We start from the raw sequence: 13,104 nt of genomic DNA on the forward strand, positions 1-13,104 counted from the left end.
CCCGTAAATAGGCTTAATCGGCAACTATTCCCGACCTGAATCATCCAATGAGTTATCGACGCACTGATCCGTGCGCGAAGAATCTGCCCAACCCATTGATTTATTGCGTTTTCATCAGCAACAGGCGGAACATTAACCGACACTGATGTTGCACAGAAGCATGCCAACCATCATAATCCCGGGTTCCCTGACAGCCACCTGTGCCCCGGCAAGCGCAAAACCCGGCAATCCGCCGGTGTTCGCCCGTCGTCAAACGGGGTAGATTGCAAGTAAGGGCATAATTGTTGGATGCGTAGGCTGATCGTGTGCGCACCGTTGTAGCGAGGAATAGAGACAGTGACCACCACCACTGAGATTGCTGACGTACAGAGCAGCGTCGATACCCGGCAGATCGCCATCAACAAGGTGGGTATCAAAGACATCCGTCACCCGGTGCGGGTCAAAGACCGTAGCGACGGCGAGCAGCACACCATCGCCACGTTCAACATGTATGTGAACCTGCCGCACAACTTCAAGGGTACCCACATGTCGCGCTTCGTGGAGATACTCAACTCCCACGAAAAAGAGATCAGCATTTCCAACTTCAAGGTGATGCTGGCAGAGATGGCCGAGAAGCTGGAAGCGGAGTCGGGCCACATCGAGATGAACTTCCCCTACTTCATCAACAAGACGGCCCCCATCTCCGGCGTACAGAGCCTGCTGGACTATGACGTTACCTTCATTGGCGAAGTGCATGGCGGCAAGCCGATCACCTACATCAAGGTCCAGGTGCCGGTCACCAGCCTCTGCCCCTGCTCCAAGAAGATCTCCGATCGCGGCGCACACAACCAGCGCTCCCATGTCACCGTGCAGGTCAGAACCTGTGGCTTTGTCTGGGTCGAGGAGATTATCGATCTGGTAGAGAGCCAGGCCTCCTGCGAACTCTACGGCCTGCTGAAACGGCCGGATGAAAAGTTCGTCACCGAGCGTGCCTATGACAACCCCAAGTTTGTCGAGGACATGGTGCGGGATGTGGCCGGCATGCTGGACAGGGATGAACGCTTCTGCGCCTATATCGTGGAGTCGGAAAACTTCGAATCCATCCACAACCATTCAGCCTATGCACTGATTGAGCGGGACAAGGAAGCCGAGTAAAGCCCGAGGCAATCCCAAACAAACTCACCGTAAAGGGCGCCATTCAGGCGCCCTTTACAGTTGGGTGATAAACCCTGGTTCAACCCACTCACCGCAGGCCCCATTAACTCTCACAGTCAGGCATCATCGATGTTTTCCGCACTCAGGACCGCTCTCGTCAATGAAAGATCCCTGTCCAGTATTCAATCGAATATTCTGGCTGGACTCACCGTCGGCGTTATCGCATTGCCGCTCTCCATGGCGTTGGCGATTGCCAGCGGGGTGCCACCACAGCATGGTCTCTATACCGCCATAGTTGCCGGCATTGTCATCGCCCTGACCGGCGGCTCCAAGGTGAATATCTCTGGCCCGACAGCCGCTTTCGTTGTGGTGCTGCTACCAATTGTCCAGCAGTACGGGATTGGCGGGTTGCTGGTTAGCGGTTTTCTGGCTGGAATAATACTCGTGCTGCTGGGCCTGGCACGGCTGGGACGATTAATAGAAATTGTTCCCTATCCTGTCACCGTCGGTTTTACCGCCGGTATCGGGGTGGTTATTGCCACCTTTCAGATCAAGGACTTTCTAGGCCTGAATATCCAGTCGCTGGACGGACATTACATCGACAAGCTTTGGCTGATTCTGCAATCAGTGCCCAGCATCAACTGGCAGGAGACAATGATCGGCACTCTGAGTCTGGGTGTACTGATCCTGTGGCCAAGACTGCAATCCCGAATTCCAGGTCATTTGGTGGCCTTGCTGATCGGCTCGGTCGCCGCTTGGCTGATTAGCCAGATCACCTCTGACTTCTCGGTCGCCACCATCGGCAGCCGGTTTCACTATGAATTGAACGGCATAACCGGGAGTGGCATACCCCCCTTCCTCCCCGGCTTCGAGTGGCCATGGAACCTGCCGGATGCTGAAGGCAATTCGATCGGGTTCAGCTTCAGCCTGCTCAACACATTGCTGGCATCGGCCATCACCATTGCCATACTGGGATCACTCGAATCACTGCTATGCGCCGTAGTGGCAGACGGCATGTCAGGAAAAAAACACAACCCCAATGATGAGCTGATCGGCCAGGGTATCGGCAATATGGTCGCCTCACTGTTCGGCGGAATCCCGGCTACAGCGGCTATCGCACGTACTGCGGCGAACGTCAGGGCAGGCGGCACATCACCCCTCGCATCGGTCGTGCACGGCCTGTTCATCCTGGTCGCCATCCTCTCCCTCTCCCCGGTGCTCGCCTACATTCCGATGGCATCCATGGCGGCGCTGCTGCTGATGGTGGCCTGGAACATGAGTGAGGCGAAGCATTTTATCCGCACGCTGAAAATTGCGCCCCGGGACGACATTCTCACCCTGGTCACCTGCTTTCTCCTGACCGTGCTGTTCGATATGACCATTGCCGTCGGTGTCGGCATGGGCTTGGCCGCCATGTTATTCATCCATAGGAGCATCCGCCTGACGGAGAATACCAAGGTTGAATCCGGGCGGATGAATGAACTGGAATTACCGAGCCAGATATCGATCTACGACATCAATGGCCCGCTTTTTTTTGGCTCCGCCCAGAAGGCCCTGAAGAACATCACCGCCATTACACCCGAGGTACGGGTGATTGTGCTCGATATGACGGAAGTCACCATGGTGGACATGAGCGCTATCGTGGCCATGGAATCAATCGTGGCCAATCTCGCGGCGAAGAATGTCGGGCTGGTAATCAGCAATCTGCAACCCCGAATCATCCTCAAGCTGCGACGTGCCGGTGTGCGTACCCGGCCTGGCAGAATCCGCTTTGCCCGCACCATGGACGAGGCGATCGAGAAAGCGAAACGGATGACCTGAAAACGTCGGGTCCGGTCTGTTGCGGTTAAGCCGCCGGGGGAGGCCGCAAACCGCAGCGTTTCGCCAAACCGGCTATGGTAGGCAGATTACCCGGCCGCGCGCTGCCCAGCGAACTCTTCAACCCCCTGGCTGCGCAGATACTCCTCGTAACCCCCGCGGAAATCATTCACGCCTGTCGGGGTGATCTCGATAATGCGGGTAGCCAGCGAGGAGATAAATTCACGGTCATGGCTGACAAAGAACAGGGTACCGGGATAGTTCTCCAGCGCCAGGTTGAGTGATTCGATCGACTCCATGTCCAGGTGGTTGGTCGGTTCATCCATCAGCAGGATATTGGGCCGCTGCAGCATCAGCTTGCCAAACAGCATGCGCCCCTGCTCACCACCGGAGATCACCTTCACCGATTTCTTGATCTCGTGCTGGGAAAACAGCATGCGCCCGAGGGTACCGCGAATCACCTGCTCATCATCACCTTTCTGGCCCCACTGCGCCATCCAGTCGAACAGGTCCAGATCCTGGGCAAAATCGGCCGAGTGATCCTGGGCGAAATAACCAATCTGGGCGTTTTCCGACCAGCGTACATCTCCGCTATCAGCCTGCAGATCACCCACCAGGGTGCGCAACAGGGTAGTCTTGCCAATACCACTGGCGCCGATGATGGCCACCCGTTCGCCGACCTCGATCTGCAGATCGAGCTTGTTAAACAGGGGCGCCTCGCCATATCCCTTGCTCACCCCCTCCACTTCCAGCGCCAGCCGATAGAGCTTCTTGGTCTGGTCAAAGCGGATATAGGGACTGACCCGGCTGGAGGGCTTTACCTCGGCCAACTGAATCTTGTCGATCTGGCGCGCCCGTGAAGTGGCCTGCTTCGCCTTGGAGGCGTTGGCGCTGAAGCGGCTGACAAAGGTCTGCAGCTCGGAAATTTGCGCCTTCTTCTTGGCATTATCCGCCAGCAGTCGCTCGCGCACCTGGGTAGAGGCGGTCATGTAGTCGTCGTAATTGCCGGGGTAGATGCGCAGCTCGCCATAGTCAAGGTCGGCCATGTGGGTACAGACGCTGTTCAGAAAATGGCGGTCATGGGAAATGATGACCATGGTGCTGTTACGCTGGTTCAGCACCCCTTCCAGCCAGCGGATGGTATTAATGTCCAGGTTGTTGGTCGGCTCGTCCAGCAGCATGATGTCGGGATCGGCAAACAGGGCCTGGGCCAGCAGCACGCGCAACTTCCAGCCCGGCGCCACCTCGCTCATCAGGCCGAAGTGCTGGGACTCGGGAATCTCCAGGCCCAGCAGCAGTTCGCCGGCCCGCGCCTCGGCGCTGTAGCCGTCCAGTTCAGCGAATTCGACCTCCAGCTCGGCCACCTTCATGCCGTCCTCCTCGCTCATCTCCGGCAGCGCGTAGATCCGGTCACGCTCCTGCTTCACCGCCCACAGTTCGGCATAGCCCATGATTACGGTATCAAGCACTGTATAGGTCTCGAAGGCAAACTGGTCCTGCCGCAGCCTGCCCACCCGCTCGTTGACATCCACCTTGACATTGCCGGCCGAGGGTTCCAGCTCTCCGCCCAGGATTTTCATCAGGGTGGACTTGCCACAGCCGTTGGCGCCGATCAGGCCATAGCGGTTGCCGTTGCCGAACTTTACCGAGATGTTTTCAAACAGCGGCTTGGCGCCAAATTGCATGGTGATATTAGCAGTGGTAATCACATTAAATTCCGATCATCAGAGCGATCCGACAGCCAGCAACCGTCAGCGCTTGGGACAAAAAAGGGCGGGTAGTGCCTCGGCCGGGACCAGTCATCAGAAACAGCCGATAACTGTCAGCTACCTGGCAGGGGCCTGTGCATGCCGAAGGGCCACAAAGGGTGGTGTATGGTAGAGAAAAGCCCACGCGGGTTCAAGTCTGGATGGAGGGCAGTTGCTTCAGCGGCGCAGAGATCAGACTCAGCCGGCAACCTCGACAGCTTGCGGTCTTTTTCGCTTTACCGCCTCGCCGGTACTCAGGCCTCGCCACATGCAATCGATCAGCTCGTCATAGCATTCCGTCAGGGGCTGCTCCATCACCCCGTCAAGCCGCAGGTGAATCATGCGGATCGCCCCGCCAAAGACTGTGGAGGCAACCACCCAGGGATTCCCCGAACGGATCTCGCCCGCATCCATGCCCTGCTGGACGATGTTTCGCATCACCTTGAACGGGGTGGAGCTGCAGATCGGCGGCTCATTGGGCAGGAACTCCCGATGCTTGGCATGCAACATGTACTCGATGATGTTGCGACGGCTCTCGGTGTACTCAAACAGCAACGCAATGATCCGGTTACAGCGCTCCCGGTTGCTCAGATCCTCCTCCATCACCTGATTCATCATCTCCTCGAATTCATTCAACAGGTGATAGTAGAGCGCCTTGGCAATCCCCTCCTTGCCGCCAAAGTGTTTGTAGATCGAACCGATGCTGACCTGTGACTCCCGCTGCACATCATGCACCGAAACATTGTGAAATCCGCGCTCCACGAACAGATCCAGCGCCGCGGAGAGAATACGGCAATCCAGTGGTTCGGGGGAAGGTGCCGCTTTATTCAGGTAAGGCATGAAGACTCCAGATCAATCGTTTTTTGTTTGCTGATTATACATAGCATAGTAAAAAATTTGACAGAAATGAACATTCGTTCTACTTTTTGAATGAGTATAATAACAGAGCCAACAGGAGGAGACACAATGAATAATCCTGGATATGTGACATCCATAAGGCCCGGGATACTGGCTACGGCCATGGCTGTAACCCTGTCGCTGCTGGGTGCCCCTGTCGCCACCCGGGCAGATGAGACCTGCCAGTCGCCCTACATGGCCAAGATCACCGGCCAGGAGGATTTCGTCTACGTCTGGACCCTCGGTGTCGAGGGATTGGGCGACGGGCAGGACAAACTGGTCACGGTGGATGTCAATCCAAAGTCACCCAATTACGGTAAGGTCGTCGCCAGCCTCTCCGTGGGCGGCCGCAATGAGGCCCACCATTCCGGTTTTACCGACGACCGTAAATATCTCTGGGCTGGCGGTCTGGATACCAACAAGCTGTTCATCTTTGACGTCGCCTCCGATCCGGCAAAACCAACCCTGCACAAGGTAGTGACCGACTTTGTCGAGAAGAGCGGCGGCGTGGTCGGCCCCCACACCACCTATGCCCTGCCTGGCCGGATCATGATTACCGGCCTCTCCAACAACAAGGACCATGGCGGCCGCACCGCACTGGTCGAGTACACCAATGAGGGCGAGTATATCGCCACCCACTGGATGCCGACCGACCAGAACCTGCAGGGTGCCAAGAAGAGTGGCAATTTTGCCGATGGCTACAACTATGACCTGCGCGTGCTGCCGCGTCGCAATATCATGCTCACCTCCTCGTTCACCGGCTGGTCCAACTACATGATGGATTTCGGCAAGATGCTGCAGGACAAGGAGGCAATGAAACGGTTCGGCAACACCATGGTGCTGTGGAATCTGCACAGCAAGAAACCGAAGAAGATATTCGATGTACCGGGCGCCCCCCTGGAGATCCGTTGCGCCTGGCAGCCTAACCATAACTGGTGTCTAACCACCACCGCGCTCACCTCCAAGATCTATCTGGTCTACGAGGATGAACAGGGCGAATGGCAGAGCAAGGCCGTGGCCGATGTGGGCGATCCCGCCAAGGTGCCGCTACCGGTTGATATCTCCATCAGTTCGGACGACAGCCATCTCTGGGTGAACACCTTCATGGACGGCAAGACCCGACTGTTCGATATTACCGACCCGCACAATCCCAAGCAGATCTACGAGAAGGTAATCGGCCGCCAGGTCAACATGGCCTCCTCCAGCTGGGACGGCAAACGGATCTACTACACCTCCTCCCTGCTGGCCAACTGGGACAAGAAGGGAGAAGACAATGAGCAGTATTTCAAGAGTTTCATCTGGGATGGTGAGAAATTGGTGGAGCAGTTCTCCATCGACTTCAATGAGCAGAAACTGGGCCGTGCCCATCAGATGCGTTTCGGCGCCTATTCGCTCTATAGCGCTGTCAAACCCAGCGTAACGACCGCCGTGGCAAAACTGGAAGCCGGCGACTGATAACCCCACTCATTAACCGGCGTGACCGGATGCGGCAACGCATCCGGTCGAGACGATATTCGCGAGATCAGATGTTAACCCGATCATTAGCCTTTTTTTTAACTTGTGGGCTGTGGCTGTTTTCAAGTGCAGTAGCAGACACCAACAGCCCATCAACCCCGCTGGCGGTCGGCTATGGCGGGCTGGGCTATCCGCTACCCCCCGTCGGCAGTTATACCCTGCCGGCCCTTGGTACGGCGGCGGACGGCACGGTACTGGATGCCACCGGCCGTTCGCGCCAACTCCATGAACTGTTTGACGGCAAGTACGTGCTGCTGGGATTTATCTACAGCAACTGCAGTGACATCAACGGCTGCCCACTGACCGCCCACGTCTTTTATCAGATCAAGGCACGCATGCAGCAGGATGCAGAACTGGCGGACAAGCTGAAACTGATCAGCCTCAGTTTTGATCCTGCATCAGACACCCCAGAAGTGATGGCGCACTATGCCAATAATTTCCGTTATGCCGGCAATCTGGGCGACTGGCAGTTCGTTACCACCGACTCCGAACAGACACTGGCGCCGATTCTCAACGCCTACAATCAGCAGGTACAGAGAGACGTCGCCAGCGACGGCAGCAGCAGCGTAGGTTTCTCCCATATATTGCGCGTTTTTCTGATCGACCCGCAGAAGCGGATACGCAATATCTACAATGTGGATTTTTTGCATCAGGCGCTGGTCCTGAACGATATCAAGACCCTGATCAGGCAGGCGGACCCACAAGAAAAGCAGGCCAACTCCGCCCATGCCCCTAAAAAGATGCCCAGCCTGTCGCAACCGGGTGACGACAAGACCGGCTACGAAAGTGCCGGCTACAAAACCAATTCCCGCGCACTGGAATTGCGCCGGGGAGAAGCGATTGATCTGATGCAATGGGTTGAACGGCCGCCACTGGGACTGCCGGCAATCCCCCAGCCGGACAATAATCCCATTACCCGTGAGAAGATCGCGCTGGGGCGAAAACTGTTCTTTGACCGCCGCCTCTCCCTCAATGACACCTTCTCCTGCGCCATGTGCCATATTCCGGAACAGGGGTTCACCAGTAACGAGCTCGCCATGGCGGTGGGTGTCGAGGGGCGCAGCGTGCGGCGCAACTCGCCAACAATCTACAACAGTGCCTATGCCGCCCTGCTGTTTCATGATGGCCGCGAGGATAGCCTGGAACAGCAGGTGTGGGGACCACTGCTGGCAAAAAACGAGATGGCCAACCCTTCGGTCGGCCATGTGATCAACAAGATCGGCGGCATTGATGAATACCGGGGCCTGTTCGAAGCGGCGTTCAACGGCAAGGGCGTTTCCATGGAGACGCTCGGCATGGCACTGGCCAGTTATCAACGCAGCCTGGTCTCCGGCGGTTCCTCCTTTGATCGCTGGTATTACGCCAAGGAACCTGACACCCTGCTGGCTCCGGCACAACGCGGTTTCAAGCTGTTTACCGGCAAGGCCGGCTGCGTCGCCTGCCACACTATTGATGAACAGCACGCCCTGTTCAGTGACGATCAGTTGCACAACACCGGCATCGGTTACCGCGAGTCGATGGGCATCCGCGCTGAGCGGGAACAGATACAGATCGCCCCGGGCATCACCATTGATGTTGATCGCTCTGTCATAGACAGTGTCGGTGAGCCACCCCCGACCGACGTGGGGCGCTACGAGATTACCCAGAATCCGGATGACCGCTGGAAATACAAGACACCGAGCCTGCGCAATATCGCCCTGACCGCTCCCTACATGCACAACGGATCACTCAGTACATTAGGTGACGTGGTGGATTTTTATAATGCCGGCGGCGTGCCCAATGAACTGCTTGACCCGCTGATCCAGCCCCTCAACCTGTCGGAGCAGGAGCGCCAGGACCTGATTGCCTTCCTGCAGTCACTGACCGGGCGCAATGTGGAGCAGATCGTGGCCGATGCCTTTGCCGCACCCGTGGGTGATGTCAAAAAAGGCGATCCTGGCTGGGCCCATAAAAGCACCGCGGAGGCACGCTGAATGCGTATGACCCGGTTGGCTCCACTGATTATGTTGCCGCTACTATCCAGCCTTTTTACAACCAGTCAGGCCAGCACCTCCAGTATCGGCGGCGATTTCACCCTGATCGACCACGAGGGCAAGACATTCCGTCTGCAACAACTGCGCGGCAAGGTGGTACTGCTGTTTTTTGGCTACACTTTCTGTCCCGACATCTGCCCCACTGAACTGGCTGGGGTATCCCGGGTGCTTGACGGGCTGGGCACCGATGCCGACCGGGTGCAGGGACTGTTCGTTTCCCTTGACCCGGAGCGCGACACCCCCCGGGTGCTTAAGGATTACCTGAGCTATTTTAACCGGCAGCTGATTGGCCTGACCGGTTCACAGGACGCTATCCGGCAGGTATCAAGCCGCTATCGGGTGCGCTATCAAAAACATCCACTACCAAACGGCAGTTATAGCCTGGATCACTCTGCCAACCTGTTCATTATCGATCAACACGGGCAACTCTTCAGCGTGGTGCCCTATGGCCTGCCGCCCGAGCACGTGCAGCGTGTGGTACGCTCACTATTGGATAACAATATGCAGAGTGTGCAGTCACCCAAGGACGCAAGTCGATAAAACGTTTTAGCAAAATCATTAGACACAAAGATCCATACACAACCATCAAGGAGTACACAGCATGAAAGCAAAAGCCGCCGTGGCCTGGGAAGCGAAAAAGCCCCTGTCTATTGAGATGATCGATGTGGAAGGACCGAAGGAGGGGGAGGTGCTGTTAAAAGTGATCGCCTCCGGCGTCTGTCACACCGATGCCTTCACCCTCTCTGGTGACGACCCGGAAGGTGTATTCCCCGCCGTACTGGGACACGAAGGCGGCTGCGAAGTGGTGGAGTGCGGCCCCGGGGTGAAAGACCTGAAACCGGGTGATCATGTGATTCCGCTCTACATCCCGGAGTGTGGCGAGTGCGAGTACTGCCACTCGCCCAAGACCAATCTTTGTCAGTCCATTGCCGAGACGGTGTGGACCGGTTACATGCCGGATCATAGCCGTCGTTTCTCCATGAACGGCAAGCCGATCTATCACTACATGGGTTGCTCCACCTTCTCGGAATATACCGTGGTGCCGGAGATTGCCCTGGCCAAGGTGAACAAGGCGGCCCCCCTGGACAAGATCTGTCTACTCGGTTGTGGCGTCACCACCGGTATTGGTGCGGTGCTCAACACCGCCAAAGTGGAACCTGGTTCGAGCGTGGCCGTTTTCGGCCTGGGTGGTATCGGCCTCTCCTGTATCCAGGGTGCGGTCATGGCCAAGGCGGGACGCATCATTGCCGTCGATATCAACCCGAACAAGTGGGAGATCGCCAAGGCACTGGGTGCCACCGACTTCGTCAATCCCAAGACACTCAGCGGCAGTGTCACCGAAGCGATTGTCGAGATGACCAACGGCGGTGTCGACTACTCGTTCGAGTGCATCGGCAATGTGCACGTGATGCGCGAGGCGCTGGAGTGCTGCCACAACGGCTGGGGCGTCTCCACCATCATCGGCGTCGCCGGCGCGGGCCAGGAGATCAGCACCCGACCGTTTCAGCTGGTGACCGGACGCACCTGGAAAGGTACCGCCTTCGGTGGCGTCAAGGGTCGCACCGAACTGCCGGGTTATGTTAATCGTTACATGAACGGTGAGATCGAACTGGACCGTATGGTGACCCACACCATGCCACTGGAGGATATCAACCGCGCCTTCGACCTGATGCACAGCGGTGAGAGCATCCGCTCGGTCATTATCTTCTGAGGCCATGGCATGAAACAGATTGAAAGCATCAAGGAGTTTGGCGGCTGGCTGAATCGCTATCAACACGGATCGGAGAGCTGCCGCTGCGACATGACCTTCTCGGTCTATCTGCCGCCCCGGGCGGCAACGGAAAAAGTCCCGGCGGTTTACTGGCTGTCAGGTCTCACCTGTACCGATGACAACGTACGTACCAAGGCGGGCGCGCAGCGTTACGCGGCGGAGCTGGGTATCGCCCTGGTGATGCCCGACACCAGCCCGCGCGGTGACGAGGTGGCGGACGAACCGGAACGTTACGACCTGGGCCAGGGGGCCGGTTTCTATGTCAACGCCACCCAGTCTCCCTGGTCGCAACATTACCGGATGTACGACTACGTCACCCGGGAGCTGCCGGCACTGATCGAAGCGGAACTGCCGGTGATTCCCGGCGTCAAGTCGATCACCGGTCACTCCATGGGCGGACACGGAGCCCTGATCTGTGCCCTCAAGGAGCCGGGCGCCTATCGCTCCGTCTCCGCCTTCTCTCCCATCTGCCACCCCACGGTGTGTGGTTGGGGAGAAGGCTGTTTCTCGGCTTATCTGGGTAAAGATATTGAAACCTGGAAAGCGTATGACGCCACGGAACTGATCAAGGCCGGTGCATCAGGGATGCCACTGCTGATCGACCAGGGGACCGGTGACGAATTCCTCGCCGACCAGCTCTACCCTGCCGACCTGCAGGCTGCCTGTGAGAAACGGGGCATCCCGCTGACCCTGCGCATGCAGGAAGGATATGACCACAGCTACCACTTCATCGCCACCTTCATCGGCGAACACCTGGCCTACCACGCAACCGCATTGAGGAAATAGTTCTTCCGTCGTGGGGGCCTTCCCGGTCACGGGGAGGCCCCATGTTTTAATCCCAGGGTTTCAGAATTTTCCAGCGGCCAGCTGCCGACGCCTTCCAACCCCCTGGGTTGAGCTGATAAAAAGAGACCCACGTAAACAGGCATCATACTGTTGGCGTTCGTACTCGCCCTAACCTGTGTAATCATTGGAAATACAATAAATATTTTTGATTTTCAGGTTATCGGATAGCCCAGTAGTATGGGCACAAAAAGCGCTTGCAACCTGATAAAAGCAGGGAACTCATACTCCCACCATCTATTTTGGAATCGTCCCTACGGAGTTTTACGGACACCGGCTCACATAGTTCCCTGGCAAGAACAGTTCAACTAAAACAAACAAGAAGGAAGATCGATATGCTATTCAACCTGGAGAGACAACTGTTTCTGATCATCAGCATCATCTCCGCCGCCATTTTTTGGTGTGGCGAGTCGCTGATGCATTTTGCCGTTCTGGATTATGGGCAACCGTTCGAGCTGATTCCAAGTGACTTCAATGAACTTTGGATGCGGGCATTTATCAGCGCCCTGGTAATCATATTCGGACTCTACGTTCAGAGACAGGTCAATAAAAATCTGGATGTGAAAGAGGCGAAGATGCGCACTCTCAAGGCCACCATGAATACGGTTCATGATCGTGTCGGTAACGCGCTTTCGGGAATCAAGATGGTATTGGGCAATGGAAAGAAAAACAACCTGGTTGACGAAGAGATATATCACCAGGTGATAGCCGTTATCGATGAGACGTTTGATGATTTGCAAAAAATTTCAAATATCGAGGAGATAAAGGAAAAGAGATTTCATAATGACATCTATTTTCTGGAAATAGAAAAATAGTACGTGCAACATGATGTTGAATGCGGATCGTTCCTTACCCCAACCTGCTGGCTAGCGACTAGCCAGAACAAAATCAAACAAGAATCCATACCGAGAAATTCATTCTCCAACATTTCCAGTTCACCACCCCGCGCTGTTTCATCGGGTAGATAAATGAATACCCGGCGCCATAAATGCTGTGCTGTATTTTTTCTGATCAGCTAGGCTTTACCATTTAAACCCGGCATTTTCAATTTCCGACATCCGTTTTGCTTCGGGCCCGGCATACCCTGACGTAAGGTTTGTATCGGGTTAATGCAGTGGGAATTGCGGCCAAATATTATGATGCGACAGGACTCCTGGCAGACCATCGGCAATCACCTGCCCCCTGTGCGCCGTGTGCGGTTCGAATATTAAATAGAGAACATCAGGAGATGATGCTGTTGGTGCTCAGCCCCTGCGATTGAGTATCCTGTCAGCAGGAGCCCCGAAACAACTCGCAGGGTTCGGCTGAACTATTAAGGCCGGTAGCGACTTGTCAGATTAGGTTT

General features: G+C 56.2%; 10 protein-coding genes. 8 read left to right on the plus strand and 2 right to left on the minus strand.

Annotation, left to right across the window (positions count from 1 at the left end; translation table 11 throughout):
* The first annotated feature begins 336 nt into the window (after positions 1-336).
* Together folE2 and dauA are read left to right on the plus strand one after the other, a co-directional pair.
* Positions 337-1,134 carry a GTP cyclohydrolase FolE2 gene (folE2, locus tag ACHZBF_RS12990; RefSeq protein ID WP_245621628.1) on the plus strand — a complete coding sequence of 266 codons (798 nt, stop codon included), beginning with the start codon at positions 337-339 and terminating at the stop codon, positions 1,132-1,134.
* Between the two features lie 129 nt (positions 1,135-1,263).
* Positions 1,264-2,955, plus strand: a complete 1,692-nt coding sequence (dauA, locus tag ACHZBF_RS12995) for a C4-dicarboxylic acid transporter DauA (protein WP_394707577.1) — start codon at positions 1,264-1,266, stop codon at positions 2,953-2,955.
* Between the two features lie 86 nt (positions 2,956-3,041).
* On the opposite strand, the gene ACHZBF_RS13000 is transcribed toward dauA, so the two are convergent.
* Positions 3,042-4,661: an ABC-F family ATPase gene (locus tag ACHZBF_RS13000; RefSeq protein WP_084609612.1), complete on the minus strand. Its 1,620-nt coding sequence runs from the start codon at positions 4,659-4,661 to the stop codon at positions 3,042-3,044.
* Between the two features lie 237 nt (positions 4,662-4,898).
* Positions 4,899-5,540, minus strand: a complete 642-nt coding sequence (locus tag ACHZBF_RS13005; protein WP_273439889.1) for a TetR/AcrR family transcriptional regulator — start codon at positions 5,538-5,540, stop codon at positions 4,899-4,901.
* A 126-nt stretch (positions 5,541-5,666) separates the two neighbouring features.
* Between ACHZBF_RS13005 and mtoX the strand changes: the two genes are divergently transcribed.
* From mtoX to ACHZBF_RS13035, 6 genes are all read left to right on the plus strand, one after another.
* On the plus strand, positions 5,667-7,052 hold the full coding sequence (gene mtoX, locus ACHZBF_RS13010; protein ID WP_335342980.1) for a methanethiol oxidase: 1,386 nt from the start codon (positions 5,667-5,669) through the stop codon (positions 7,050-7,052).
* Positions 7,053-7,123: 71 nt separating this feature from the next.
* A complete protein-coding gene (locus tag ACHZBF_RS13015) occupies positions 7,124-9,085 on the plus strand; it encodes a cytochrome c peroxidase (RefSeq protein ID WP_321528671.1) in 1,962 nt (653 codons plus the stop codon).
* Positions 9,086-9,685: an SCO family protein gene (locus tag ACHZBF_RS13020; RefSeq protein ID WP_321528672.1), complete on the plus strand. Its 600-nt coding sequence runs from the start codon at positions 9,086-9,088 to the stop codon at positions 9,683-9,685.
* 61 nt (positions 9,686-9,746) lie between these two features.
* A complete protein-coding gene (locus ACHZBF_RS13025; RefSeq protein WP_321528673.1) occupies positions 9,747-10,856 on the plus strand; it encodes an S-(hydroxymethyl)glutathione dehydrogenase/class III alcohol dehydrogenase in 1,110 nt (369 codons plus the stop codon).
* Positions 10,857-10,865: 9 nt separating this feature from the next.
* Positions 10,866-11,702, plus strand: coding sequence for an S-formylglutathione hydrolase (fghA, locus tag ACHZBF_RS13030; protein WP_321528674.1), 837 nt, complete (start codon positions 10,866-10,868; stop codon positions 11,700-11,702).
* A 392-nt stretch (positions 11,703-12,094) separates the two neighbouring features.
* Entirely contained in the window at positions 12,095-12,574 is a 480-nt protein-coding gene (locus ACHZBF_RS13035) for a hypothetical protein (RefSeq protein ID WP_321528675.1), read from the plus strand.
* The last annotated feature ends 530 nt before the right edge of the window (positions 12,575-13,104 follow it).

This window comes from Sedimenticola selenatireducens, from assembly GCF_963675335.2.
Classification (GTDB): Bacteria; Pseudomonadota; Gammaproteobacteria; order Chromatiales; family Chromatiaceae; genus Sedimenticola; species Sedimenticola selenatireducens.

Excerpts from the sequence above, each read along its gene's own strand:
- mtoX (WP_335342980.1), top strand. The coding sequence starts at position 5,667 with ATGAATAATCCTGGATATGTGACATCCATAAGGCCCGGGATACTGGCT.
- dauA (WP_394707577.1), top strand. The coding sequence starts at position 1,264 with ATGTTTTCCGCACTCAGGACCGCTCTCGTCAATGAAAGATCCCTGTCC.
- ACHZBF_RS13005 (WP_273439889.1), bottom strand. The coding sequence starts at position 5,540 with ATGCCTTACCTGAATAAAGCGGCACCTTCCCCCGAACCACTGGATTGC.
- ACHZBF_RS13035 (WP_321528675.1), top strand. The coding sequence starts at position 12,095 with ATGCTATTCAACCTGGAGAGACAACTGTTTCTGATCATCAGCATCATC.
- ACHZBF_RS13025 (WP_321528673.1), top strand. The coding sequence starts at position 9,747 with ATGAAAGCAAAAGCCGCCGTGGCCTGGGAAGCGAAAAAGCCCCTGTCT.
- ACHZBF_RS13020 (WP_321528672.1), top strand. The coding sequence starts at position 9,086 with ATGCGTATGACCCGGTTGGCTCCACTGATTATGTTGCCGCTACTATCC.
- fghA (WP_321528674.1), top strand. The coding sequence starts at position 10,866 with ATGAAACAGATTGAAAGCATCAAGGAGTTTGGCGGCTGGCTGAATCGC.
- ACHZBF_RS13015 (WP_321528671.1), top strand. The coding sequence starts at position 7,124 with ATGTTAACCCGATCATTAGCCTTTTTTTTAACTTGTGGGCTGTGGCTG.